The organism is Rhizobium sp. No.120 (genome assembly GCF_054558365.1).
Genome location: NZ_BAAJNQ010000008.1, coordinates 233,889 through 259,562 on the forward strand (window position 1 = coordinate 233,889; position 25,674 = coordinate 259,562).

A 25,674-nucleotide genomic window follows, 5' to 3' on the forward strand; every position below is an offset into this window, starting at 1 on the left:
CCTCTCAAGATACGAAGCACTTCACATAAGAACAAAAGCCGGTCCGGGAAAGCCCGGACCGGCTGGAGCAAGCGAGACAAATCGTCTTACTTGGCCGGAATTTTCAACTTTTCGCCGACCGACAGATGATGTGGTTTGATATTACGGTTGGCGGCAACGAGTTTGTGCCAGTCCCTGGCATTGCCGTAATAGGTTTTGGCGAGATCCCAGAGCGTGTCGCCGGCGACGACGACATGGGTTGTCGGTGTTTTCGGCGGCTCGCTGGCTTTGGTTTCCGGCGCCGTTGCTGCCGGAGCCGTGGTGGCCGGTGCGGAGGCGGCTGGCTTTTCCGCTGCTTGAGCTGAGGTCGCCGGCGTCGACTGTGCCGGGTTCGAATTTGCCGGGGCGGATGGCGTTGCGGCCGGATTTGTCGGCAGCGTCGTGCTTGGCGTTGTCACCGTGGGAGGTGAGGAGGCCGGTGGGGTTGTCGTGGACGGGGCGCCACCGGTATCGGCGGCGGCCGGTGCGGGCTTCTGCTCCGGTGCTGTCTGGGTGGTCTCGGCGGGCTTTGCGGGTTCCGGCTGCGCAGCTGGCGCCGCCGCGGCTATCTGGGTTATGCGTCCATCCGTATAGGGTTTGTAGGGATTGTGTGTGCCAAGATAATCGGCGACCACCGATTCCAGGTTGGGGCCGAAGTCATAGGCATTCTTGGCATTCTTCGCGAAGACGGTGTAGCCGTCGCCGCCGGCGCGCATGTAGTTGTTGCTGACCACGCCATAGGTCTTTTCAGGATCGATCGGCTTGAATTCCGTACCCTCCTGCACCTCGACGGAGACAAGGCGGCTGCCCGGCGGCTTGGATTTGTCGAAGCTGTATTTGAGGCCGGCAACCTGTGGGAAGCGGCCAGCGCCGTCGTCGATCTGGCTAAGGCCGTTTTCGAGTGCCGCCTTCACGTCGGCTCCGGTCAGCTGGAAGGTTGCGACCGTGTTCTGGAAAGGCAGCACGGTCAGTACGTCGCCCATGCTGACATCGCCGGCGCCGATGGAGGCGCGTAAGCCGCCGCCGTTCTGGATGGCGATGGAAATGCCCTGCGTCTTGGTGCGGTCAAGCATCGCATCGGCGACGAGATTGCCCATCGAGCATTCCCGAATGCGGCAGACTTCACGCGCACCTTCGATCGGCGCTTGCGAATTGCCGATGACCTTCTTGCGCAGTTCCTGGATCGGCTTTGCCATCTCCTGCACACGTGCGAGGATCGTAGGATCGGGCTTGATGGAAGAATCGAGCAGGATCGGATCGCCTTTGGCGTCCTTGATGGCGCCATTGTCATCGAAGGTGACGACGATGTCGCCGAGATATTTGCTATAGGACGCCGCCTGCACGACGGGCACCTTATAGCCGGCCGGATTATCGACCATGGTCGGATAGGGGCCGGCCGCCTTCGGATCCGTGTTCGACAGGAGCGTATGCGAGTGGCCGCCGACGACGACGCTGACGCCGGCGATCTTGGCGATCTTCTCGACATCGCGGGGATAGCCGACATGGGTGAGCGCAATGATCTTGTTGACGCCCTGCGATTTCAGTGCATCGACTTCGGCGCTGATGGCGGCGGCATCGTCGGTGATCTTCACATGCGGGCCGGGAGAGGCAAGTTCCGGTGTTTCGGTCGTCACCGCGCCGACGATGCCGATCTTCTGGCCGCCGATATCGAGCACGATCGACTTCTTGATGCGTTCGCCGAGCTTCGACTGGTCGTCCACCACCAGATTGGCCGTTACGACGGGGAATTGCGCCTTGTCGAGGAATGCCGCCAACGGGCCTTCGCCATCGTCGAACTCATGGTTGCCGACCGTCATGGCATCGATCTTCATGTCGTTCAGGAATTCGACTTCGGCTGCACCCTTGTAGGTTGTGTAGAACAGGGAGCCCTGGAAGTTGTCGCCGGCATCGAGGACAAGCACGTTCTGGCCGGCAAGGGCGGCACGCCGCTGGTCTATGGCCGCTTTCAGCCGTGCCGCGCCGCCGAAGCACTCGTTCTTGGCTTCTTCCTCTGCGGAGCAAGTCGCGTCGAACTTGTTGATCGACTCGACGCGCGAATGGAAATCGTTGAAGTGCAGGATGTTGAGCTGATAGTCCGCGAAGGCGGCGCTGGTGCTTAGCGCCAGCAGCGTGGCGGCCAAAAGACCCACTCCGAAAGGCTGCTTCATCTGTCTCTCCTGTTGGTCATTGCAATCCGGCCCGCCAATGCCCGAGGCGGTCCCCCGCGCCAATGTTTCCATCCCGGCTGAGTGAGTGCAAGCAAAAGCTGCTGGCTTCATCAGGATTTTACAAAGCGGCGGAATGGCCTGCCGGATCAGGCGCAGGCTTCGACGGAGGCTGCACTATAGGATTCGCGCAGCGCCGTAGCGGCATTCCAGCTGACGACGCAAAAGACAAGCAGGCAGAGGAGTGCAGTGCCGAGGTGAAAGCGCCGCTTCCGCTTCCGGTAGAGCAGGATCGCGCCGCCGCCATAGACGAGTAAAGCGGGTATCGCAAAGAGGAGAACGCTCAACGGGCCGTCGCAATCAAGGGCGTCGATGCCCTGAGCCCGATAGCTGTTTACAGGGAGGACCGTCGCCAGAATGGCGACGGGCAATGCTGCGGCAAGTGCCAGATAGAGGATCAGCATGCCTCGCATGATGCCTTATCCGTCTATCGGGCCTCTATCAGCCCTGGCGATTGAGCGAGAAATGCCCGCCGGTTTCGGAGGTGCAATTGAGCTGGCTGGGATTGGCCAGGAAGCAATTGACCTTCGATGAGGTGCGCTTGATATTCGAAAAGAGATTGATCTGGATCATGCCGGATGGATCGGTCGTGTAGGTTCCCGAGGCCATCTGCTGGTTCGTGCCATCCGTCGTGTGCGTTTCGAATCGGCCGCCGTTGAAGGTCGAATTCAGGCCGTTCGAATCGGCCCAGCTTCCTTCCACCGAATTCATGCGTGGTTGGCCGCCACCCGGATTCATCGCCATCGGCGGCGGTCTGGAGCCGCCGAAATCGACGCAGGCAGAGAGGGCTGCCGCGGCAGCAACGAGGGCAAGAACGGTTCTCATCTTCATAAATATCTCCCGCGAACAGAGGCGGTGTAAAGGCGTATTGGTTGCAGGAAGATGCCGCGCCCATCAGGCTAAAGCAAGATGTCACCGGCGATCTGCTTGATTTATCTGGCTTGCGTAACAAAAATGCCCGCACGATCTGTGCGGGCATTCGAATCTGTTTTCAAGCTGACACTATACCTCAGCGAACCAGAATGTTCCGGAACTGCCATGGGTCCTTGGTGTCGATGTCTTCCGGGAAGAGGCCCGGGCGGCCATCGAGCGGGGTCCAATCGGTGTAGTGACCTTCGACCGGACCGAGATAGGGCAGCTGTACTTCAAGGCACCGCTTGTAGTCGATTTCGTCAGCTTCCACGATGCCGGCCTTCGGGTTTTCCAGCGCCCAGACCATGCCGGCGAGTACGGCGGAGGTCACCTGCAGACCGGTGGCGTTCTGGTAGGGAGCGATGCGGCGCGTCTCTTCGAGAGACAGGCGCGAGCCGTACCAGTAGGCATTCTTGGCATGGCCGTAGAGCAGCACGCCGAGTTCGTCGATGCCGTCTTCCAGCTCGTCCTCGTCGAGAACGTGATGAACCGGCTGCGGCGTGCCGCCGTTGCCGAACATTTCGTGTAGCGAGAGCACGGCGTCGTTGGCCGGATGATAGGCGTAGTGGCAGGTCGGGCGGAAGGTGACCTCGCCGTCCTTGTCGCGCACGGTGAAATAGTCGGCGATCGAGATCGACTCGTTGTGGGTGACCAGGAAGCCGTATTGCGGGCCAGGCGTCGGGCACCAGGTGCGCACACGGGTGTTGGCGCCCGGCTGCTCGAGATAGATGGCGGCCTTGCAGCCCTTCTTGTGCTTCTTGGCATTCTTCGGCATCCATTCTTCATGTGTGCCCCAGCCGAGTTCGGCCGGCTGCATGCCTTCCGAAATGAAGCCTTCGACGGACCAGGTGTTCCAGAAGACATTGAGCGGCTTCGGATGCTTGGTGCGTTGCGTGTCGCGCTCGGCGATGTGGACGCCCTTGACGCCGACCTTCTTCATCAGCTTGGCCCAGCCTTCGCGGTCATGCTGATCCGGTTCTTCGAACTTCAGGCCGATATCCTTGGCGAGGTTGACGAGCGCTTGCTTGACGAACCAGGAGACCATACCCGGATTGGCGCCGCAGGTGGAAACGGCCGTCGCGCCGCCAGGGTTCTTTTCCTTTTCCTTGCGCATGGTTTCGCGCAGCGCATAGTTGGTGCGGTCGGCATTCTTCAGGCCCTTGTCGAAGTAGAAGCCGAGCCAGGGTTCGACGACGGTGTCGATGTAGAGCACGTCGAGCTTGCGGCAGAGCTTGACCAGATCGAGCGAGCCGGTATCAACCGAGAGGTTGACGCAGAAGCCCTGGCCGCCGCCTTCCGTCAGGAGGGGCTTCAGGAGGTCCTTGTAATTGTCCTTGGTGACATATTCCTGGATATGGCGGACGCCATGCTTTTCCAGAATCGCCAGATGTTCGGCGTCCATCTGCGGGTCGATGACGACCATCCGGCTCTTGTCGAATTTGAAATGGCGCTCGATCAGGGGCAGGGTGCCACGGCCAATGGAGCCAAAGCCGATCATCACGATCGGACCGGTAATTTCGGCATATACCGGATAGTTGTGTTTCGTCATTCTTTTCTCCTTCGAAAGGCAGGACGCCGTTCGGTTCACGAAATTCAATCAGAGTTGCGCGAAAACGCGAGGTGGGCGGCTCTAATCATAATTTGATGTCACAATAAAGAGCTGTTCAGGGTTAGCCGGGCAAAGTCAAGTGGAGGCCAACATACACGCCATATGCGACGAGTTTGTTGCCCCCAAGGTTGGTTTTCGCTGACATAAACGGAATGCGACGGAAGGCAAGTGCCTTCTGTCGCTTAGGCCTTCAGGCTTTCCAATCCACCGGTAACTGTGGTCAGAGCGACTTCCTGGACTTCGTAAATGGCGACGCCGTGGATGGTGAATGGGTCGGCGGCGACATAGGCTTCAAGTTCCGCCCGCTCGCCGCGGGCGAAGATGACGCCGCCTGTACGCGGCACCTTGCGGCCGGAGGCAAGGAACCAGCCCCTGGCATAGCCTTCCTTCACCCAGGCCATGTGCGGCTCCATATGCTTATCGGCTTCGTCATTGCCCTTGAGGTAGGTAAGCGACAGAATGAACATTCAATCAATTCCATAGGAGTTGCGCGCGGATCAGGCCACGCAGGGAGTTTCCGACATACAGGGGGCGATCTTTCAGGTCTTCGAGGCGGATGCGGCCGACGCGAGCCTTGCGCTGGCAGATGAGCTCGGTGCGTAGGACGCCGGCAAGCAGACCCGATGATATGGGAGGGGTGCGGAGCACGTCCGTGTCGTCCTTGAGGAAGACCGAGGTGATCGTCCCTTCGCAAACCTCGTCCTTCTCATTGAGCAGCAGCACTTCGTCTGCCTGGTCGGGGCGATATTCCGCGCGCGCCGCCTCATAGGCTGCGCGGCGCGTGGTCTTGACGCGCAGCAGCTTGTCGGCGGAATCGAGCCGGGTCGTGGCTATCCGGACCCGCCAGGTGGTGTCGGGTGGCAATGGGACGAAGGGAACGGTCGTCACCGTCGTCTGCCCTTCGCGGTCCAGTGTGAGCCGCACCCGCAATGGCGTGGCGGCGCCTGCCACCGCCTGCTCCAACTTTCCGAGTACGTTCTGCGGCGCGGAAAAGCCGAGGCGGCGGGCGGAGCGTTGCAGGCGGGCGAGATGCAGGCGCAGGCGAACGAAGCCGGTTTCCGGCTCGTAGCGCAGCGTCTCGATCAGGGAAAAGTCCTCTACCGGTCGATCCATCTGTCCCCCACGGCGAAGCGCGCCTTGAGGAGGCATTCTTCATATTCCGCTTCCGCCGTCGAATCGAAGACGATGCCTCCGCCGACATTGAACACCGCGCGACCGTCTTCGAAAAGCGTGATCGTGCGGATCGCCACCGAAAAACGCATGGCGCCACCAGGCGAGATCATGCCGATCGCGCCGCAATAGGCGTCACGGGGGCTGTCTTCCAGTTCATGCAGGATTTCCATCGCCCGCATTTTGGGTGCGCCGGTAATCGAGCCGCAGGGAAAGAGCGCGGCAAGGATATCGCGGATCGATATGCCCGGCAGAAGCTTCGCCTGCACGTGGCTCACCATCTGATGGAGCGTGGGATAGGTCTCGATCTCGAAAAGCTTTGGCACATTCAACGTGCCGACCTCGGTGATGCGCGAGATATCGTTGCGAAGCAAATCGACGATCATGCGGTTTTCGGCCTGCATCTTCTCGTCTGATAGCATGGCGGCGATGATGCGCTCGTCCTCGGCAACATTCGCGCCGCGCCTGGCTGTGCCCTTCATCGGATGCGTCTCGATCCAGCCATTTTCGTCCGTGCGGAAGAAAAGCTCCGGCGAGCGCGACAGGATGATCGGGCCGCCGAGATCGACCAGTGTGCCGTATTTCACCGGCTGCCGTTCGATCAGAGACCAGAAGGCGGCGCGGGGATCGCCGTTCCAGTGGGCATGGATCGGCATGGTCAGGTTTGCCTGATAGCAGTCGCCCTGACGCAGATGCCAATGCAGCCTGTCAAAGCGCTCCTTATATTTCTCGAAATTCCAAGCGGCCTTCGGCTCCGTTAGAAACTCCTGGTTTTCCAGGCGCTGCATCGGCTGACCCAGCGGGTGGCCATCAGCGGCAGGAGCATTGAAAACGCCGAAGCAGAGGAGCGGCGTTTCCCTGTTGTCCTCGGTGAAGGATGCGAGCTTTTCCTCGAAAAGATGCCCAGCCTCATAGGCCATGTAGCCGGCAAGCCATTGTCCCTGCCGCCTGACCCTCTCCATCCGATCGAGAGCATCGAAAAATTGCGCGCGCGTATGGGCGATAATGATCTCGTCCGGTTCGGCAAAGATCATCACCTGTCCTATGCTGTCGTCCCTGAAAAGGACGTAAGGTATCGCATCGGCCATGCGCGGATGTCTATCGGGTCGTTGCTGTGTCACTTGGCAGGCACGGAGCTGCAGCAAAGGCGGACGTGCCTGTCCTGCTTCTCTTCAGCTCAGTTCTTATCTAACGCTTCCAGCTCGTCGATCAGCCCTTCGATCATCGACAGGCCCTTGCTCCAGAACGACGGGTCGGTTGCGTCGAGGCCGAAAGGCTTCAGGAGTTCGGAATGATGCTTGGTGCCGCCGGCCTTCAGCAGCTCGAAATACTTCTCCTGGAAGCCCCTTTCGGCATTGCGGTAAACGGCATAGAGCGAGTTTACCAGGCAATCGCCGAAGGCATAGGCATAGACGTAGAAGGGCGAGTGGATGAAATGGGGGATATAGGCCCAATACGTCTCGTAGCCCTCGGAAATCTTGATAGCAGGACCTAGGCTCTCTTCCTGTACGGAGAGCCACAGCTCGCCGATATTATCCGATGTCAGCTCGCCATTCTTGCGGGCGGTATGAACCTTGCGCTCGAATTCGTAGAAGGCGATCTGGCGGACCACCGTATTGATCATGTCCTCGACCTTCTGGGCGAGCATCGCCTTGCGTTCGCGCCTGTCGGTGGTCTTGTCGAGGAGCGCACGGAAAGTCAGCATCTCGCCGAAAACGGAGGCGGTTTCAGCCAGCGTCAAAGGCGTCTGGCACATAAGCGCACCCTGGCCACCGGCCAGCACTTGGTGCACGCCGTGGCCGAGTTCGTGTGCGAGCGTCATGACATCGCGCGGCTTGCCCATATAATTGACGAGGACATAGGGATGCGCCGACGGCACAGTCGGATGCGCGAAGGCGCCCGGCGCCTTGCCGGGCCGCACCGGCGCGTCGATCCATTCCTCATCGAAGAAGCGCTTGGCGATCGCAGCCATTTCTGGCGCGAAATTGCCGTAGGCGGAAAGAACCGTCTCCTTCGCGTCCTTCCAGGGTATCAGCGCATTTGGCGTTTCCGGCAGCGGCGCGTTGCGATCCCAGAAGTTCATTTGATCCATGCCGAGCCATTTGGCCTTCATCTTGTAATAGCGATGCGACAGGCGTGGATAGGCGTCACGCACGGCAGCAGCCAGCGCATCAACCACTTCGCGCTCGACGCGGTTGGCGAGATGCCTGCTATCGGCAATATCCTCGAAACCGCGCCAGCGGTCGGAAATTTCCTTGTCCTTGGCGAGCGTATTGGTAATCAGCGTAAAGGTGCGCAGATTGGCCTTGAAGGTTTCGGCAAGCGCCATGGCAGCCTTACGGCGCACTTCGGGGTCCTGTTCCTGCAGCATGTTCAGGGCCACTTCCAGCGGATGCTTCTCGCCGTTGATCTCGAAGCGGAGTTCCGCCATCGTTTCATCGAACAGGCGGTTGAAGGCGGCAGCGCTCGTCATCGATTTCTCAAGGAACAGTTGTTCGAGCTTGTCGTCGAGCTGATGCGGCTTGTCCTTGCGCAGGTCGACGATCCAGGGACGGTAGTGACCGGCGGTGGCGTCATTCGCCATGCAGGCATCCATGACGGCGTCGTCGATGCGGTTCAATTCCAGCGGGAAGAACAATAAATGCGCGGCGTAGTCCGTCAGCTTCGCCTGGACGTCGCCATAGAGTTTGCCGTTGGCCGGATCGATAGTGTTGGAGAAATAGGTGAGCCCGGCATAGGAGCCGAGGCGGCCCATGATATCGTCAAGCGCCTCATACTCCTTGATGGCTGTGCCGATGCCGACCTCGCCGGTTTTGGCGGCTGCATCGGTAAGCTTGCCCTTCCACTTTTCCTCGAAGGCACCGGCCATCTTGCCGGCTTTTTCAATGTCTCCAAGAAATTCCGGCGAGGTGGCAGACGGATAGAGATCGCTGAGCTTCCAGGCGGGCAGCTCGCCAAGCGCCTGGCCGGCCGCCGGGCTTGCGGAGAAATTAAGGGAGTGGTGGAGCGAGGTCGGGCTCATGGGCGAAATTTCCTCTGCTTTATTGTTCGGATCGTCCGATCCATTCGTGTCTAGTCGGCTGGAAAGACCACCGCAAGGCCTGATTTTCCCGCGCCGGCCGTTGATTCATAAGCGATTTTATATTCGTCATAATGATTAAAATGCGATGGTTTGGCAAAACTTCATGTTCAAGCCTTTCTGCGAATGTCCGTGTCAGGTTTCGCATGAAGTGAGGCACCAATGACCGTTTACAATAGCGCCAAGGGAGGCGCGCAGATTCTCGTTGTTGAGGATGATCCGATTCAACGCCGTCTGCTAAAAAATGCCATCGAGCGGCACGGACACGTCGCCCATCTGGCAGAAAATGGCCGTCTCGGCCTGGAGTTCCTGAAGCGTGGCAATGATCAGATCAACGTGATCGTGCTGGATCTCATGATGCCGGAAATGAACGGCATCGAGTTCCTGGGCGCGCTGAACGATATGGGCATCGACTTGCCCGTCATCGTGCAGACCGGGCAGGGCGGCATCGATACCGTGGTGCAGGCCATGCGCGCCGGCGCTTTCGATTTTGTCGTCAAGCCGGTATCGCCGGAGCGTATCGCTGCGTCCATCGCCAACGCGCTGAAGCTCGACCAGCGCGAAGCCAAGGCCCGCGCCGGGCGCAAGTCGCGCTCAAGCAGCATTTCGTTCGACGACATCGTCTCGGCAAGTCCAGCGATGATGCGTGTGCTCGATCTCGCCCATCGGGCGGCGCAATCGAGCATTCCGGTGGTACTCGAAGGCGAATCCGGCGTCGGCAAGGAACTGGTGGCTCGTGCCATCCAGGCCGCCAGCGATCGTGCCGGCAAGCCGTTCGTGACCGTCAATTGCGGCGCGATCCCGCACAATCTCGTCGAAAGCATTCTTTTCGGACACGAGAAGGGAGCGTTCACGGGCGCGACCGAACGCCATGTCGGCAAGTTCATGGAAGCCGATGGCGGCACGCTGTTCCTGGACGAGATCGGCGATCTGCCGCTGGAGGTCCAAGTCAAGCTTTTGCGCGCAGTGCAGCAGGGCGAAATTGAGACCGTTGGTGCACGCGTCGCGCAGAAGGTCAATGTCCGGCTGATCTCGGCCACCAACAAGGATCTGATCGAAGAGGTCAAGGCGGGGCGATTCCGCGAGGATCTCTATTATCGCCTCAATGTCTTCCCGATCACAATGCCGGCCCTACGCCGCCGCAAAGAGGATATCCCGCATCTGGCGCGCGCTTTTGCCGACCGGTTTGCGCTGGAGCAGAAGCTCGATCGCCCTCTTGGTATCAGCAATGACGCTCTTGCATTGCTGACGGCCTATGACTGGCCGGGCAATATCCGCCAGCTCGAAAACGCGATCTTCCGCGCGGTCGTCCTGTCCGAAGGACCGGAACTGCTCGATACGGATTTCCCGCAGATCGCCGCGCAGCTACCGGGCTATTTCGCCGCTGAGCATCCGACCCTGGTTGTGGATAATTCGCATATCTCTTCTGCGGAGAGCCTCGCGACTGAAAGAAGCGAGCGGGTCCCTTACGGAATTTCGCAGGGATCGACTGCAACTCCTCCGCTTGTTTCTGCTGATGCGTCAGCCGGTGCTTCTGACAACGTCATCGTTAGCACGAACACCTCGGGCGATGTGAGGAAACTTGCGGATGTCGAGGAAGAACTGATCCGATTCGCCCTCAAGTTCTATCGTGGGCAGATGAGTCAGGTGGCAAGAAAGCTCGGTATCGGCCGCTCAACTCTCTATCGCAAGTTGAAAGACTATGGCATCGACCCGGATGATCCGCAAAAAAGCGCGGCATGAGGAGAAGCTTAACCTTTAGGCAAGCATATTTTGTTACCTGTCGTAAAGCACTTGTTAGTGCATCGTTCACCATGTATGAAGGGGGCGACCATGTGTGGCATTTTTGCCATCGTGTCACCGCAATTGACAGCCATTTGGAACACGATGCGACATTGTCTGTCGGACGGGGATCGAATTGCCGAATTTGAGTGCAAATACCAAGCCTAATAGCTTGAGCTGGCATTCTGCGTGCTCTTATCTATTTAGCAAGGTGGCCAAGGTAGCAGCCGTTGGCCTCCTTGCTTTGGCCGTTTCTACTCCTGTTTTCGTCGGCACTCCCTCGCAGGCTGGTGGTGAAACCCGCAGCCTGAAAATCTATTACGTCCACACCGGCGAGAAGGCCGTCATCACTTATAAGCGCAATGGCAAGTTCGATCCTGACGGCCTGGAGAAGCTGAACCGCATCCTGCGCGACTGGCGCAAGAATCAGCCTACCAAGATGAACCCGCGCCTGTTCGATCTGATCTGGGAGGCTTACCGCGAAAGCGGTTCGCACGAATTCATCTACGTGATCTGTGGGTTCCGTTCGCCTGGCACCAACGAGATGCTGCGCACGCGTTCGGCCCACACGGGCGTCGCCAAGAAGAGCCAGCACATGCTTGGCAACGCGATGGATTTCTATCTTCCGGACGTCAAGCTTTCCAAGCTGCGTGAAATCGGCATGAAGCTGCAGGTAGGCGGCGTCGGCTATTATCCGACTTCGGGTTCGCCTTTCGTCCATATGGACGTCGGCGGCGTGCGCGCATGGCCGCGCATGGATCGCCAGGATCTCGTCCGCCTCTTCCCGGATGGCAAGACGATGCATATTCCCGCCGATGGCCGGCCGTTGCCTGGCTATCAGCAGGCGGTCGCCGATTACAAGCGCCGCATGTCGTCCGACAACATCCAGATCGCCAGCTCCTCGCCTCGCCGCGGCTTCTTTGCCCGCTTGTTTGGCGGCGGCGGTGCGGATGAGGAAGAGGATAATGCAGATACCGGGACGACGGCGGCACCGGTGGCCGTCGCTTCGGCTGCTCGCAAAGGCCAGCCGGCTCCGGTCGCCAGTGATGACGGCGGTGACGATAGCGCCGCTCCGGCTCCCGCCCAGGTTCAGGTTGCCAGCGTAAACGCGCCCGTTCCGCAGGTTCGCCCGGCATTCGGCAATCAGCCTGCCGGCAGCGAAGTTGCTTCCGCTCTCGTCTCGCCGTCTCGCAGCGCTGCTCAGGATGCACTTGCCGCCGCCATGCCGGATACGGGCGATCAGCAGCAATATGCCGATCTTCGCTCCTATCATGTGCCGGTGCCGTCCTTGCTTGACCGCCGTTCGCCCGGCGATGCCGAAGTGGCATCGGCCGAAGCTGACATGAAAGGCCAGCTGGCAGCCGTTCCGGTGCCGGCACAGCGTCCGGAATTGGCTGAAAGCCTGCTTGCATCAGCCGATGCCGATCAGGAGGCTGCCGACGATCAGGCTGATGCGGGCGCGCTTTCGCCCTCGGTCATTGCGGCTCTGGAGCAAAGCCGTCCGGATCGATCGGATGCCAACAATGCCGTTGCGGTGACTCAACCGTCGAACAACCTAGCGTCCAAGGATCAGCTACCTCCAGCGGGTAATGACCTTGCTGCCGGTAACGATGCGGCGCAGGCAATCGCGTCCGTCCTGCCGCAGCAAAGGCCGGCTCAGCAAATGCCGATGCAGGTGGCTGCGCTCGCGCCGGTTCGTAACGAGGTGAAAGCCAGCAGCCGTCGCTTCAACGATGGTTTCGAGCCGACAACGTCGCAGGAACGTCCGATTGCTGCCGGTATTGCGACCAAGGGTGGACGGCCGAACAAGCAGGATGCCGTCGTCGCCGATTCGGGCCGGGCAACCGTGACAACTGCGCCGACGCTGACGGAAAAAATGATCTCGCAATGGGCGATCGCGAAGGCTCGGGTCGAGATCGTGAACCGCCCGGTCAAGGCGCCACGCTTCGTGAGCCCGACGCTTCGTGCTCAGCCGACTGCCGTTTACACGGACGGCTTCAAGGTGCAGACCGCGTCGATTGATCCCGAACGCTTCAGCGGCACGGCTGTGAATTTCCTTCAGGTGAAGAAGTTCAATTCGGTCGAATAACCTTCGCCATCTTCATCACTTCGGGGAGCCCGTTTGGGCTCCTTTTTGATTCGGTAGGGATGTTGCCCCTTCGCGGTCGCATCGGCTTATTGCACTCACAAGCCCCACACAAATCTGAGCTGAAGCATGGTCCTCAGGCACTGCTGTTGCTTGCGAGTGACATCACGATGGCTTTCAGGTTCGTGTCAGCATTTATGCATCCTTCCCCTGATCCGTCTTCAGTTTGGCTTCATTTGGCTTCGTTAGGTCGGCGATTTCAGACCTGATGGATATTCATATTTGACCCGCAAGACGGCAATCATCATCGGCAACGGCAAGCTGCAGCGCGACCTTTCCGAGGTCGTGGACAATGCGGAATTCGCAATGCGCTTCAACGAGCCGAAAGCCTCGATCGGGATGAGCGGCTCACGGACCGATATTCTCATGCTCGCAGCTTCCAGCAAGCCGATGCAGCGTCGGTTGACGGACCCGGCCTTCTTGACGAGTCCGACTTTCACGGCCGCCAAAGAGGTCGTGCTGGCCTATCATCCCGATATCATCCGCAAATATCACCCCAAGCCCAATCTCCTTTCGCGCCTGAAAGGTCGAAGAAGCGATTGGACGATGCGGACGATCGAATTGGTCGGCGCGGCAGGCAAGGAAATCCGCATCATGCCGCCGCAGTTCTACATCGAAGGCTGCAAGGAACTCGGCGTCACCGAATGCCGGATGCACCAGCTCTTTCCGAGCACTGGCTTCTTCGGCATCCGATATGTGCTGTCGCGATTGCCTGCCGACGAATGGGAGGTGAAGCTTTGCGGCTTCAGCTGGGAAGGATGGAAGCGCCATGCATGGCTGGATGAGCGCCGCTGGGTCGAAGACAAAATGGCGAGCGGCCGCATCGGCATGCTCATTTAGCTTTCTTTCAGTTGTTCAGACCCGTTGAAAACAACCATTTTCAGTTTCGCCTCAGGCTTGCCTAAGCTCGCTTTCATTCAGGGTTGCTAGAGCCTCGCGAAATATGGCCTCGAGGTATTCATTTATGCAAGCCCACGAATTCAACCCGTCTTCGGCGATGCCGCTCGAAAGATCTCATACGGGATTCGAGTTCGCTTCAGCATCCAATCCGGCCGGCGCCGTTTTGGACACGCCAGGCCAACCGGTCATTCGCGGCTTCATCATCCATCTCGATCGCGCCCGTGATCGCATGCCGCAGGTCGAAAGACTTGCCGCAAAGCTTCCGGTGCGCAGTGAGGTCATCGAGGCAGTGGATGGCTGCACTCTTGATGCTGCCGAGATCGACAGTGTTTACCGTCCTCGGCTGCAGAAGCCCTATTATCCGTTTGTCATGAGCGCGGGCGAGATTGCCTGCTTTCTTTCGCATCGCAAGGCTTGGGCCGCCATCGTCGAACAAGGCATCGATGCCGGCCTCATCTTTGAGGACGATGTCGAGATCGACGATGCCTTCCATGCCGCTTTTGCTGCCGCCAAGGCCTGCTTGAAGCCTGGCTCGTTCATTCGCTTCCCCTTTCGCATGGGCAAGGAGCATGGCCGATGCGTTCTCTCGCAGGGAGCGACCAATGTCATTCAGCCGACGCGGGTCGGGCTTGGGATGGTGGCGCAGCTCGTCAGCCGCGATGCCGCCATCCGCCTGCTGGAGGTCACCTCCGTCTTCGATCGACCCGTCGATACCACCGTGCAGATGAGCTGGTTTACCCGCGTGTCGCCGCTTTCGGTCCTGCCCGGTGGCGTGCGTGAAATTTCTCGCCAGCTTGGCGGCAGCACGATCAAAAGCCGCAAGACATTGGCGGAAACGCTCTCCAGGGAGGTGTTGCGGCCACTCTATCGTGCCAAGATCGCGCTCCGCTCGCGTCGCATCATCTGAGACGATCCATCGTGGCTGTTCCGATCCTCGCATATCATCAGATTGCGGTGCCGCCGTCGCGCAAGGCGCCGTTCAGAAGCATGGTCGTCCATCCCGAAGCTTTTCGCCGTCAGATGGAATGGCTGAAAAAGCTCGGAATTCAAGGTGTATCCCTACATGAGGCAATGCCTTACATCCGGGGCGAGAGGGCTGGCAAAGTCGCTGCCATCACCTTCGATGACAGCTATGCGAATGTCTATGAGAACGCCTTGCCCGTGCTGCAGGAATTCGGCTTTACCGCCACGAATTTCGTCGTGGTGAACCAGATCGGTGGCAGCAATATCTGGGATGTCCCCCTTGGCGTGGCGCCGGCATCCTGCATGTCGGTCGAACAGCTGAAACATTGGCACAGCCTTGGGCATGAGGTAGGATCGCATACGCTTGATCACGTTCACCTTCCGCAATTGCCCATGGAAGAAGCGCGCCGTCAGATCACGCATTCGCGCGAACTGCTTGAAGATTTATTGGATGAGGGGATCTCGTCCTTCTGCTTTCCGTACGGCGATGAAACGCCGCTTGATCGCGTGCTTGCCTATGAAGCCGGTTACAGCGCCGCAACGACGACACGCCGCGGGCGGGCGCGGCCGGGCGACGATCCGTTCGGCCTGCCGCGCGCGACCATCCGGCGCAACGATAGCTGGCTGCATTTCGTCAAGAAGTGCGTCGTCGGATAGTCAGCGCTATAACCAGGGTGCTGCCGTAAAGCTGTAGCTGCCGTTGGTCTTGTGGCCGTCGGTGAAAGGGCCTGCCATTTGATGGCATATTTGCCGGGTGCGAGCTTATCGCTCACAGGCATGACCAGCGTTTTCCGCTATCGGTCGGTGTGGCTGCGGCTACAGCTATGGCTGCTTTTTCGGCGTGGGATCGGCAATCGCATGACCATTGCCGTCGCTAAGTGTGACAGCTACGCCGATATTGTTCTGTGCTGTCGCCGCTGGCGGCATGAGCGTCCAGGTGAAATAGGCGATCAGTCCGCAGACGCCGAGCAGGAGGACGCTGAGGATCGCGGGGACGGACCATTCCTTCGTGAACATCGGTGTTTCCGAATGCGATTTGAAAGAGGCGCGACGTGTGGCTGCCGTCTTATTGAGCTGTGTTGGCACAAGCGCCTCCAATACTATGCGTCGCGGTCGAAAGTGTATTTGCGAAGGTCGGTTTCCGCACGATCTTCCTCATTATCTGCCTCTATGAAGCACGTACGACATTCGTCAATTCGGCTCAATGCGGCAATTTGGTATGCCCATCATTGTGACCGTTTACAGGCCGCGCCGAGGTCGGCTACAGATGATCGACACAGCTCGCGCTGGCGGATTGGCGAGCCCCGTATTACCAAGTCGCGAGGTTCGGTAACGCTCCGATGCTTGCGCGAAGGGGAATTGGAATGCCCATCGAATCCTGGAGAGGCGGCGAGATCGACGTTGCCGTGATCGGTGCCGGCTCAGCCGGTGTAGCTGCAGCCCGGCAACTGCAATTGCTTCGGCCGGATCTCTCGATCCTCTTGCTCGAGGCCTCCGATCGTGTCGGCGGCCGCGCGCGCTCGATCCATCCATTCGGCACCGATGCCGCCGCGCTCGATCTTGGCTGCGGCTGGCTGCATGGCGCGCGTACCAACGCCTGGACTGATATTGCCGAAGAGGTGGGTCTGACCGTCGATCGCACGCCTGCGCCCTGGAGTGAGGGTGGCCATCGGTTGGAACAGAACGATCGCGATGCAAAAGCTGCGGCTGCCGCCGTCTACGCCTTCTTCGAGCGGGTCTATGAGTATGAGGGAGAGGGAGATGCAGATGCCGATCTCTCGGCCATGTTGTCGCCTGATGATCCGTGGAATGAAAGGATTTACGCTGTCGGCGCCTTCATGACCGGGGGAGAGCTCTACAAGTCCTCGGTGATCGATCTTGGCCGCTACGATCCAGGCCCTGGTCCTGACTGGCGCGTGCGGCAGGGCTACGGCACTTTGGTTGCCACCTACGGCTTGCCGGTGCCGACCGTTCTCGGCGCCGAGGTCAGCCGCATCGACCACAGCGGCGCTGGCCATGTCGTGCTTTCGACAGCCAAGGGCGAGCTGCGGGCGAAGGCCGTCATCGTTACGGTTTCCACCAATGTGCTTGCGGCCGAACGCATCGCCTTCTGGCCGCCTCTCCCGGAGAAGATCGAAGCGGCCTCCCGCTTGCCGCTCGGCCTGGCAAACAAGCTTTTTCTTCGCGCAGCCGAACCAGCGATGTTTCCGGAGGATACGCATGTGACGGGATCGCAGCATAGCCGCCGGACGGGGGCCTATCAGCTGAAGCCGTTCGGTGCGCCGGTCATCGAGGCCTATTTCGCCGCTGATCTCGCGCTCGATCTGGAGAGGCAGGGCATCGATGCGATGTTTGATTTTTCGGTGGAGCAGTTGAAGCGCGTCTTCGGCGCTGATGTTGGCAAGACGTTGTCGCCGCTGGCGGCGTCGGCGTGGGCGGGAGAGCCCTTCTTTGGTGGCTCCTATTCCTATGCGACACCCGGTGCTTCCGACCTGCGCAGCATCCTCGCCGCTCCTCGCGACGGGCGTTTGTTCTTCGCCGGGGAAGCCTGCTCGAAGACGCGTTATTCTACCGCGCACGGTGCCTATGAAACCGGCGTCGTCGCTGCTGAAGCCGTTGCGGAAGCGCTATGATGGAAAGCCGTTGAAACCGATAGTCAGCTTGCGGGCGAGAAATAGCGATTCGCCTCGTAATTTTATGCAAATCGCTCTTAAACTTGCGTGAGAACAGGCGTAAACGCAATCAAATACCACCCGATTTGATTTACACCATCCTTCGGGAGATGGGCGGCGAAAGAAGCATTGGAGGAGCCATGAGCACCGGCGAAACACTAACCTTCGACATCCAGAAAAACCCCAATCCCGCGACGGCGAACGAGCGGGAAGCGCTGCTGCAGAACCCGGGCTTCGGCCGCATCTTCACCGATCATATGGCGACGATCCGCTATTCGCAGGATCGGGGTTGGCACAGCGCAAAGATCGAGGCGCGCAAGGCGCTGCCTCTCGATCCGGCGACCGTGGTGCTTCACTATGCGCAGGAAATTTTCGAAGGCATGAAGGCCTATCACCTGCCTGATGGTGGGGCTGCCCTTTTCCGCCCGAGCGCCAATGCGCGCCGTTTCCAGAATTCGGCCGAACGGCTGGCGATGCCGCGCTTGCCGGAAGAGCTCTTCGTCGAGTCCGTCCGCGAGCTGGTCAAGATCGATCGCGAATGGATCCCGACTGCAGAAGGGGCGTCGCTCTATCTCCGGCCGTTCCTGATCGGTACGGAGGTCGCTCTCGGCACAAAACCGTCGGCGGAATACATCTATTGCGTCATTGCTTCCCCGGTTGCCTCCTTTTTCAAGGGCGGCGGATCGGCCGTCACGCTCTGGGTTTCAGAGAATTTCACCCGCGCCGCGCCTGGTGGCACCGGTGCAGCCAAGTGCGGTGGCAATTATGCCGCAAGCCTTGCCGCATTGGCTGAGGGCCAGCGCGAAGGCTGCGATCAGGTCGTATTCCTCGATGCCGTCGAAAAGCGCTGGATCGAGGAGCTTGGCGGCATGAACGTTTTCTTCGTCTTCGACGATGGATCGCTGCAGACGCCGCCGCTCACCGGCACGATCCTGCCGGGCATTACCCGCGATTCGCTGATCAAGCTTGGGCGCGACATGGGCCTGACGGTGCGCGAGGAACCCTATTCGATCGAGCAATGGCAGGCGGATGCCGAGAGCGGGCGCCTGCGCGAATCCTTCGCCTGCGGCACGGCGGCTGTCGTGACGCCGATCGGCAAGGTGAAGGGCCGCAAGCACAGCTTCACCATCGGCGACGGCAATGCCGGCGCTACGACGCAGCGCCTGAAGGCAGCGCTTACCGACATCCAGTTCGGCCGCGCGCCGGACAAGAACGAGTGGCTGGACCGCCTGTTCTAAGCGAACGGTGAACCATACCCGGCGGGAAAGGTATATGAGTTTTCCCGTCGGCTCTGACACAAGAAATCGCATAGTCACCCGAAACATCGGAGTTGTTGTGATGACCAGCGTCAGCGAACGTCCCGGCGGCGAGCCGGGCGCGGAGATTGGTTTCGTCGGCCTTGGCGTCATGGGCCAGCCGATGGCCCTTAATCTCGCGAAGGCAGTCACCAAGCTGGTGGTCTGGAACCGCTCTGCGGCAGCAGCCGATCCGTTGCGGGAGGCGGGTGCTGTCGTTGCAGCAACTGTTGACGAGGTTTTTGCACGCACGCGCATCGTCATCCTGATGCTGGTCAACGAAACGGTGCTGGACGAGGTGTTGCGGCGGGGTACACCTGACTTCGCCAAGCTGGTGTCCGGACATATCGTCGTGTCAATGGGCTCCAATCCGCCCGGCTATTCGCGCGGGCTTGCCGCCGATATTCTTAACGCCGGCGGGCGCTATGTCGAAGCTCCGGTTTCGGGCTCGCGCAAGCCTGCCGAGACGGCGCAGCTCGTAGGGCTGCTCGGCGGCGATGCGGAGACGGTTGCCGAGGTGCGGCCGCTGCTTATGCCTATGTGCCGCGAAACGATCCTGTGCGGCCCGGTCGGCAATGCGCTGCTGATGAAGCTGACCGTCAATCTCTATCTCTGCACGATACTGGCGGGGCTTGCCGAAGCCGCGCATTTTGCCGAGAACAACGGGCTCGATCTTGAAACTTTTCAGGCTGCAATCGATTCCGGTCCGATGGCCAGCGATCTGACACGCGTGAAAATTCCGAAGCTTATCGCGCGGGATTTTTCAGTGCAGGCGGCGACGGCCGATGCGTTCAACAGCACGAAACTGATTGCGGAGGCAGCCCGCGCCGCGAGCATGGCATCGCCTATCCTCGATCTCTGCCGCACTCTCTATGGTGAAAGCGTCGAACTGGGCAATGGCCGTCTCGACATGGTGTCGGTGATCAAGGCGATCGAGGCCCGCACCGAAGCGCTTGGTCGCTCCTAGCAACTCATCGCGCAACGCCTATGTTGGGTTAAGACTTGCGCAGGTATTTCCGGAAGGACGGTCTTATGGACAGCAATCTTTTTCAACAGCTGGGCTTGAAGCATCCATTGATCGTCGCACCGATGGCCGGTGGTCCTTCGTCGGTAGAACTCGTGGCTGCGGCTTCCGCTGCCGGTGCCCTCGGCGCCATGGGTGGAGCCTATTTAAATGCCGCAACGATCGAAACCTTTGCAGCTCAGGTTCGCCAGCGAACCGACAAGCCGTTTTCGATCAATCTCTTCATTCCGCATTCGATCCCGGAGGTTGCCACCGATCGGCTTGAGCGCGCCCTGGCTGCGACCGCAGGATATCGCCGGGAGTTGGAACTGCCGTCGCCGCAGCTTTCTCCTCCCTACGAAGAGGACTTCGATGCGCAGTTCGAAGCGGTTTTGCGTATCAAGCCCGCCTGCTTCAGCTTCGTTTTCGGCCTATTGCCGGCCGACCATGTACGAGAGGCGAAAAACGCTGGTATCCCGCTGATCGGCACGGCGACGACACTCGACGAGGCGAAGGCGCTGGAAGAGAGCGGCTTGGATGCGATCGTGCTTCAGGGCTTCGAAGCGGGCGGTCATCGCGGTATTTTCGGCGCGAGGGCAGAGGATCCGGAAATCGGCATGCGCGATCTCCTGGCGCAATGCGTCGGCACCATTCGTTTGCCGCTGATCGCAGCCGGCGGCATCATGACGTCAAGCGATATCCGGGCGGCGCTGCAGGCGGGTGCGCAGGCCGTGCAGATGGGCACGGCTTTCCTTGCCTGCGCTGAAGCCGGGACATCGGCACCCTATCGCAGAAAGCTTCTGGAAACGCCGGAGCGAAAGACGCGCACGACGCGCGCCTTCTCAGGGCGCTTTGCGCGCGGGATCGAGAACCGCTTCATGGACGAGATGGACGGGAAGCCGGAGGCCATCCTTCCCTTTCCGGCGCAGAATAAATTCACGCGGGACGTACGCGCTGCGTCGACGGCGAAGGGATTGCCGGATTTCCTGTCTCTCTGGTCGGGAACCGGCAAGGGCGAGCTGTGGCAGGGGAGTGCCGCCGAATTGATCGGTCGTCTTTTTGCAGAGTGACGTTCAAAAAGAAAGGAGCCGGCAAGCCGGCTCCCGATCATCTTTCAAGACTGATAAAGTCTCGATCATTCCATGCCGAGTGCGGCCATGTAGGTCTGCAGGATGGATTCTTCTTCCAGGCGTTCGTTCGCGTCTTTCTTGCGAAGACGGATGATGGTGCGGATCGCCTTGGTGTCGTAGCCGCGGCCCTTGGCTTCGCCCATGACATCCTTGATGTCGGACTGGATGGCGGCCTTTTCTTCTTCGAGGCGCTCGATGCGCTCGATGAATTGACGCAGTTCCGCCGCGGCCACGTTCTCGACGCTGTTCTCTTCCATGCACTTCTCCTAAAGGGTCTCAAAGGGGTCGCTTGCAGCCCGTCGCAGATGAGATCGGTCGGTCACCGATACGGCACATCGCTTCATGGCTTGCGCGGGATTTCGAATTCGATCGGGCAGTTGACGTGCCGCGAATGGCGCGCAAGGTCAAGCCGAATTGGTGAAGGGAGCGTTAATCTTTCGGCTTGTTCTGCTCGAAAGCGGCTTTTTGCACAGGAGAGGCTTCTTTCTGGTGCAGGTTCTTCCAATCCTCATAGGGCATGCCATAGATCACCTCGCGCGACTCATCCTTGCTGACCGGCAGCCCGGCCTCTTCGGCCGCTTCGCGATACCAGTTGGAAAGGCAGTTGCGGCAGAAGCCGGCAAGATTCATCAGGTCGATATTCTGAACGTCGCTGCGTTCGCGCAAATGCGCAACGAGGCGGCGAAAGGCGGCAGCCTCGAGCTCGATCTCTTGTTCCTTGGTGAGTGTGGTCATTTCTTTCTCCTCAATTCGCTTGCCGCCTCATGCCTCGTAAGGGCCGGTGCGCGAAGGATAGCGCTTATATTCATGGAGCGCCGGATCGGTGTTGATCTCTGCGAAGATCGGTGCCAGGCGATCGGCCCATTCGACAATGCCGGCCTCGTCGCCGATCAGATCCTGCCGAACCTCCAGCAGCGCATGCGCAATGCCCTTCATCATGCAATGACTGAACATGGTGTCATTGCGCAAGGCACCGTCATAAGGCTCGTTGTCTCCTATCACGAGATCGGTATCGGCACCGAGCTTTGCAAGGAGCGGCACGACGGCACGGTCGTCGCTATCCCAGAGCACGCTGGCGTGCCAGGGTCGCGGCACGCCTTTCCATGCCGGCGTGAAGGAGTGCATCGAGAAAACCAGGGGTGCTTTGCCCGTCGCCTCGGCTACGGCGGAAATCGTCTCATCCACCGCCTTGTGATAGGGCCGATGGAAGGCTTCTATGCGGTAATTCCATTCCTCATCCGTAATCGGATGATTTCCCGGGATGATGGCTCCGTCCGAGATCTTCATGATGAGCGTCGGATCATCCTCGCCGCGGTTCGGATCGATCAGCAGACGGGAAAAGCCACCCAGCACGCCCGGCACGCCCAGCCGCGCGCAGAGATGACGGCACAGGCCTTCGATGCCGATGTCATAGGCGATGTGGCGGGAAAAGGCAGTTTCAGGCAGGCCAAGGCTGCCGTAACGCTCGGGCAGGCGCCGCATCGCGTGATCGCCAAGAATGACCATGCCTTTGTCACGATTGCCGGGTATGAATTCAAACGGTCTGAAATCGGTCATGCGGATTGTCGATTATTGAAATTTTCAACTCTTTGTTTGATTGCATGTGCGGATGGAAGGTGCAAGGTTTGCAGCTTCGATCGGATGGAGAGCGGCGGATGGTGCCGTCACCATCCCGTGAAGAAAATATAATCGATTAGAGTTGCGTTGACATTCATGGGATGGCGGCGCAAGAAGACGCAACAACGAATAACCGGGAGCCAATTGGAAGCCGTGTCCAGCCAAGTCGCGCCACGTTTCGTTAAGCGGTCAGGCCCGCTCGCCCGAATCGCCTTCCTCATCCTTGCTGCGGCCGCGCCGTTCTTCTTCATGCCGAATGCCGCCCATGCCGATTTCCGAACGTGCAACGGTACGCAGAATCTCGTTGGCGTGGCGATCGGCTATCGGGCGAAGGACGGCTGGGTGACCGAGGGCTGGTGGCAGATTCCGGCCAATACCTGCGCGACTTTGATCGAGGGGCCGCTTCAATCCCGCTATTATTATCTCTACGCAGAAGATGCGGCCCGCGGCGGCCGCTGGACGGGTGACGTCGAAATGTGCGTGGCGGAAAATGAATTCAAAATCCCAGGCGTCAAGGATTGCTACGCGCGTGGCTACCAGAAGATGGGATTCAAGGAATACGACACCGGGCGCCAGGCGAGCTGGATGGTTCAGCTTTCCGAGCCCTCGGGCAGCCAAGAAAGCCAGAATTGATGAGACGAAACCGAAAAGTCAAAATCCTCGCAACGCTCGGTCCGGCCTCCTCTTCGGAGGAAATGATCCAGAAGCTTCACGAGGCCGGGGCGGATCTGTTCCGCATCAACATGAGCCATGCCAGCCATGATGTGATGCGCACGCTGATCCAGCGCATCCGCGCCGTCGAAGCTCGTTGCGGTCGTCCGATCGGCATTCTCGCTGACTTGCAGGGTCCCAAGCTGCGCGTTGGCAAGTTTGCCGAAACCAAGGTCGACCTCAAGCCCGGCCAGACCTTTACGCTCGACAATCAGGATATTCCCGGCGACAACACGCGTGTCTACCTGCCGCACCCGGAAATCCTGGAATCGGTTCAGCCCGGCCACCGCCTGCTGATCGATGACGGCAAGCTGGCGCTGCGTGCCGAAAAGTGCGACGGCAAGAGCATCGTGACAACGGTCATTTCGGGCACCAAGATTTCTGACCGCAAGGGCGTCAGCCTACCCGATACGCTGCTTGGCGTCGGCGCGCTGACCGATAAGGACCGCGCCGATCTCGATGCCGTTCTCGCGACCAATGAAGTCGACTGGGTTGCGCTCTCCTTCATCCAGCGCCCGGAAGACCTGACGGAAGTCCGCAAGATCTCCCACGGCCGCGTCGGCCTGATGTCGAAGATCGAGAAGCCGCAAGCCGTCGAGCGCATCGAGGAAATCATCGAGCTTTCCGACGCGCTAATGGTGGCCCGCGGCGACCTTGGCGTGGAAATGCCGCTGGAAGCCGTTCCCGGCATTCAGAAGCAGCTGATCCGCGCCTGCCGCCGCTCCGGCAAGCCGGTGGTCGTCGCCACGCAGATGCTGGAATCGATGATCTCCGCGCCGGTCCCGACTCGCGCCGAAGTTTCCGACGTCGCGACTGCCGTTTTCGAAGGCGCCGATGCCGTCATGCTCTCGGCAGAATCCGCCTCCGGCGACTATCCGGTCGAAGCCGTTTCCATGATGGCTTCCATTGCCGGCACCATCGAGCGCGAGCCGCATTATCCGGGCATCATCTATGCCCAGCGCGCGCTGCCTGAGGCAACCGGCGCCGATGCGATCTCGCTCGCTGCCCGCCAGATCGCCGAGACGCTGAAGCTTGCCGCCATCGTCTGCTACACGTCCTCCGGCACGACAGGTCTGCGCGCTTCGCGCGAGCGTCCGCAGGTTCCGATCCTGGCGCTGTCGCCGATCATTCAGACGGCACGTCGCCTATCCGTCGTCTGGGGTATGCACTGTGTCGTCACACACGATGCGACCGACCTCGACGACATGGTCAACAATGCCTGCCGCATCGTTGCCGAAGAAGGCTTCGGCAAGCCGGGCGACCGCATCATCATTTCGGCCGGCGTTCCGCTCGGCACGCCGGGCGCCACCAACATGCTGCGCATTGCCTATATCGGTTCGGACGGCCAGTCCGGCGTGTGATTGCCGACATCCGATTGCGGCAGCACCTCAAACATCCGAAACCCGCTGTCGAAAGACGGCGGGTTTTTTCTTGAAGCCGAAGCGCCTGCAATCCCCAAGCAGGCGGATTGAGAAGGAGATATGCCAATGAAAGTCGGATTTATCGGATTGGGCCAGATGGGCAGTGCCATGGCTGTCAATCTCATCAAGGCCGGGCATGAGGTGACCGTCTACAATCGCTCGCGCGATAAGGCCGAGGCGCTGGCCGGCGAGGGCGCCAAGGTTGCGGCGACCGTAGTGGATGCGTGCGGTGGCGAGGCTGTCTTCACCATGCTCGCACATGACGATGCGCTATCGGCCGTCGTCCATGGCGATGGCGGCGTTCTGGCAAGCCTTGGCAAGGGTGCAGTCCATATTTCTGCCAGCACGACCAGCGTCGCCATGTCCGAACGCTTGACCAAGGATCATGCCGCCAAAGACCAGCGCTTCGTGGCAGCGCCCGTCTTCGGTCGTCCGGAAGCGGCGGCTGCGGCAAAGCTTTTCGTTGCTGCGGCGGGTGCGCCAGACGCCATCCAGTCGGTTACGCCGCTCTTCGAGGCGATCGGTCAGCGGACTTTCGTCCTCGGCGAGGAGCCGAAGGCGGCCAATCTCGTCAAGCTCAGCGGCAATTTCCTCATCGCTTCGGTCATCGAGTCGCTCGGCGAAGCCATGGCGCTGGTCGAGAAAGGCGGCGTCGACCGGCATGCCTATCTCGATCTCTTGACCTCGACGCCGTTCAACGCGCCGGTCTACAAGACCTATGGCGGGCTGATTGCGGATCGCAAGTTCAAGCCAGCCGGTTTCACCGTACCGCTCGGCCAGAAGGATATCCGGCTGGCATTGGCTGCCGGCGAGGCGCTGAACGTGCCGCTGCCATTGGCGAGCCTGCTGCGCGATCGATTCCTCAATCTGCTGGCGCATGGCGGCGAGGAGCTGGACTGGTCGGCGATTGGGGCCTTGGCGGCCAAGGATGCGGGTTTGATGGGCTGAAGGGGTTTTATTCACTGACGATCGAGTTTACCGAGGGGCTATCTCAGGCTCGGCGGACTGAAAGCCTCGTTTA

General features: G+C 60.0%; 23 protein-coding genes and 2 pseudogenes. 13 read left to right on the forward strand and 12 right to left on the reverse strand.

Annotation, left to right across the window (positions count from 1 at the left end; genetic code table 11):
* Window positions 1-86 precede the first annotated feature (86 nt).
* The 8 genes from ACYJRZ_RS22030 to ACYJRZ_RS22065 all read right to left on the reverse strand — a co-directional run bounded on the left by ACYJRZ_RS22030 (window position 87) and on the right by ACYJRZ_RS22065 (window position 8,956).
* Window positions 87-2,186: a 5'-nucleotidase C-terminal domain-containing protein gene (locus tag ACYJRZ_RS22030; protein ID WP_459462536.1), complete on the reverse strand. Its 2,100-nt coding sequence runs from the start codon at window positions 2,184-2,186 to the stop codon at window positions 87-89.
* Between the two features lie 146 nt (window positions 2,187-2,332).
* Window positions 2,333-2,656, reverse strand: coding sequence for a hypothetical protein (locus tag ACYJRZ_RS22035; RefSeq protein ID WP_459462538.1), 324 nt, complete (start codon window positions 2,654-2,656; stop codon window positions 2,333-2,335).
* Between the two features lie 28 nt (window positions 2,657-2,684).
* Window positions 2,685-3,074, reverse strand: a complete 390-nt coding sequence (locus tag ACYJRZ_RS22040) for a hypothetical protein (protein ID WP_459462540.1) — start codon at window positions 3,072-3,074, stop codon at window positions 2,685-2,687.
* 178 nt (window positions 3,075-3,252) lie between these two features.
* Window positions 3,253-4,704: a homospermidine synthase gene (locus tag ACYJRZ_RS22045; protein ID WP_459462542.1), complete on the reverse strand. Its 1,452-nt coding sequence runs from the start codon at window positions 4,702-4,704 to the stop codon at window positions 3,253-3,255.
* A gap of 242 nt (window positions 4,705-4,946) precedes the next feature.
* Window positions 4,947-5,231, reverse strand: coding sequence for a YciI family protein (locus ACYJRZ_RS22050; RefSeq protein ID WP_459462544.1), 285 nt, complete (start codon window positions 5,229-5,231; stop codon window positions 4,947-4,949).
* A 4-nt stretch (window positions 5,232-5,235) separates the two neighbouring features.
* A complete protein-coding gene (locus ACYJRZ_RS22055; protein WP_459462546.1) occupies window positions 5,236-5,877 on the reverse strand; it encodes an aminotransferase class IV family protein in 642 nt (213 codons plus the stop codon).
* Window positions 5,862-7,022 carry an aminodeoxychorismate synthase component I gene (locus tag ACYJRZ_RS22060; RefSeq protein ID WP_459462548.1) on the reverse strand — a complete coding sequence of 387 codons (1,161 nt, stop codon included), beginning with the start codon at window positions 7,020-7,022 and terminating at the stop codon, window positions 5,862-5,864. The genes ACYJRZ_RS22055 and ACYJRZ_RS22060 overlap by 16 nt, the downstream gene beginning before the upstream one ends.
* A gap of 89 nt (window positions 7,023-7,111) precedes the next feature.
* Entirely contained in the window at window positions 7,112-8,956 is a 1,845-nt protein-coding gene (locus tag ACYJRZ_RS22065) for a M3 family oligoendopeptidase (protein WP_459462550.1), read from the reverse strand.
* A gap of 219 nt (window positions 8,957-9,175) precedes the next feature.
* Here ACYJRZ_RS22065 and ACYJRZ_RS22070 point away from each other — a divergent pair.
* The 6 genes and pseudogenes from ACYJRZ_RS22070 to ACYJRZ_RS22095 form a co-directional block, all read left to right on the forward strand.
* Window positions 9,176-10,427 (forward strand): annotated as a pseudogene (locus ACYJRZ_RS22070) (sigma-54-dependent transcriptional regulator); the annotation flags it as partial.
* 116 nt (window positions 10,428-10,543) lie between these two features.
* A pseudogene (locus tag ACYJRZ_RS22075) lies at window positions 10,544-10,756 on the forward strand (helix-turn-helix domain-containing protein); the annotation flags it as partial.
* A gap of 175 nt (window positions 10,757-10,931) precedes the next feature.
* Window positions 10,932-12,884, forward strand: coding sequence for a DUF882 domain-containing protein (locus ACYJRZ_RS22080; protein WP_459462552.1), 1,953 nt, complete (start codon window positions 10,932-10,934; stop codon window positions 12,882-12,884).
* Window positions 12,885-13,163: 279 nt separating this feature from the next.
* Entirely contained in the window at window positions 13,164-13,781 is a 618-nt protein-coding gene (locus tag ACYJRZ_RS22085) for a hypothetical protein (RefSeq protein WP_459462554.1), read from the forward strand.
* 124 nt (window positions 13,782-13,905) lie between these two features.
* Entirely contained in the window at window positions 13,906-14,748 is an 843-nt protein-coding gene (locus ACYJRZ_RS22090; protein ID WP_459462556.1) for a glycosyltransferase family 25 protein, read from the forward strand.
* Window positions 14,749-14,759: 11 nt separating this feature from the next.
* Window positions 14,760-15,461 carry a polysaccharide deacetylase family protein gene (locus tag ACYJRZ_RS22095; RefSeq protein ID WP_459462558.1) on the forward strand — a complete coding sequence of 234 codons (702 nt, stop codon included), beginning with the start codon at window positions 14,760-14,762 and terminating at the stop codon, window positions 15,459-15,461.
* Between the two features lie 165 nt (window positions 15,462-15,626).
* On the opposite strand, the gene ACYJRZ_RS22100 is transcribed toward ACYJRZ_RS22095, so the two are convergent.
* Window positions 15,627-15,821 (reverse strand): hypothetical protein, encoded by a 195-nt coding sequence (locus tag ACYJRZ_RS22100; protein ID WP_459462560.1) that lies wholly within the window; start codon window positions 15,819-15,821, stop codon window positions 15,627-15,629.
* Between the two features lie 347 nt (window positions 15,822-16,168).
* Here ACYJRZ_RS22100 and ACYJRZ_RS22105 point away from each other — a divergent pair, with 347 nt between their 5' ends.
* The 4 genes from ACYJRZ_RS22105 (at window position 16,169) to ACYJRZ_RS22120 (ending at window position 20,844) form a co-directional block, all read left to right on the forward strand.
* On the forward strand, window positions 16,169-17,437 hold the full coding sequence (locus tag ACYJRZ_RS22105) for a flavin monoamine oxidase family protein (RefSeq protein ID WP_459462563.1): 1,269 nt from the start codon (window positions 16,169-16,171) through the stop codon (window positions 17,435-17,437).
* A gap of 179 nt (window positions 17,438-17,616) precedes the next feature.
* On the forward strand, window positions 17,617-18,714 hold the full coding sequence (locus ACYJRZ_RS22110) for a branched-chain amino acid aminotransferase (RefSeq protein ID WP_459462565.1): 1,098 nt from the start codon (window positions 17,617-17,619) through the stop codon (window positions 18,712-18,714).
* Between the two features lie 100 nt (window positions 18,715-18,814).
* Entirely contained in the window at window positions 18,815-19,738 is a 924-nt protein-coding gene (locus tag ACYJRZ_RS22115) for an NAD(P)-dependent oxidoreductase (protein ID WP_459462567.1), read from the forward strand.
* Between the two features lie 65 nt (window positions 19,739-19,803).
* On the forward strand, window positions 19,804-20,844 hold the full coding sequence (locus tag ACYJRZ_RS22120; protein WP_459462569.1) for an NAD(P)H-dependent flavin oxidoreductase: 1,041 nt from the start codon (window positions 19,804-19,806) through the stop codon (window positions 20,842-20,844).
* Between the two features lie 65 nt (window positions 20,845-20,909).
* Here ACYJRZ_RS22120 and ACYJRZ_RS22125 read toward each other — a convergent pair whose 3' ends face one another.
* The 3 genes from ACYJRZ_RS22125 to ACYJRZ_RS22135 all read right to left on the reverse strand — a co-directional run bounded on the left by ACYJRZ_RS22125 (window position 20,910) and on the right by ACYJRZ_RS22135 (window position 22,461).
* Window positions 20,910-21,161, reverse strand: a complete 252-nt coding sequence (locus ACYJRZ_RS22125) for a DUF2312 domain-containing protein (RefSeq protein WP_069613239.1) — start codon at window positions 21,159-21,161, stop codon at window positions 20,910-20,912.
* A gap of 172 nt (window positions 21,162-21,333) precedes the next feature.
* Entirely contained in the window at window positions 21,334-21,639 is a 306-nt protein-coding gene (locus ACYJRZ_RS22130) for a DUF1244 domain-containing protein (RefSeq protein ID WP_069613238.1), read from the reverse strand.
* Window positions 21,640-21,666: 27 nt separating this feature from the next.
* A complete protein-coding gene (locus ACYJRZ_RS22135) occupies window positions 21,667-22,461 on the reverse strand; it encodes an N-formylglutamate amidohydrolase (protein ID WP_459462571.1) in 795 nt (264 codons plus the stop codon).
* Between the two features lie 204 nt (window positions 22,462-22,665).
* Between ACYJRZ_RS22135 and ACYJRZ_RS22140 the strand changes: the two genes are divergently transcribed.
* From ACYJRZ_RS22140 to ACYJRZ_RS22150, 3 genes are all read left to right on the forward strand, one after another.
* Window positions 22,666-23,154: a DUF1036 domain-containing protein gene (locus ACYJRZ_RS22140; protein ID WP_069613236.1), complete on the forward strand. Its 489-nt coding sequence runs from the start codon at window positions 22,666-22,668 to the stop codon at window positions 23,152-23,154.
* Window positions 23,154-24,593 carry a pyruvate kinase gene (pyk, locus tag ACYJRZ_RS22145; RefSeq protein WP_069613235.1) on the forward strand — a complete coding sequence of 480 codons (1,440 nt, stop codon included), beginning with the start codon at window positions 23,154-23,156 and terminating at the stop codon, window positions 24,591-24,593. The genes ACYJRZ_RS22140 and pyk overlap by 1 nt, the downstream gene beginning before the upstream one ends.
* Window positions 24,594-24,719: 126 nt before the next feature.
* Window positions 24,720-25,601 (forward strand): NAD(P)-dependent oxidoreductase, encoded by an 882-nt coding sequence (locus ACYJRZ_RS22150; protein WP_459462574.1) that lies wholly within the window; start codon window positions 24,720-24,722, stop codon window positions 25,599-25,601.
* Window positions 25,602-25,674: the final 73 nt, after the last annotated feature.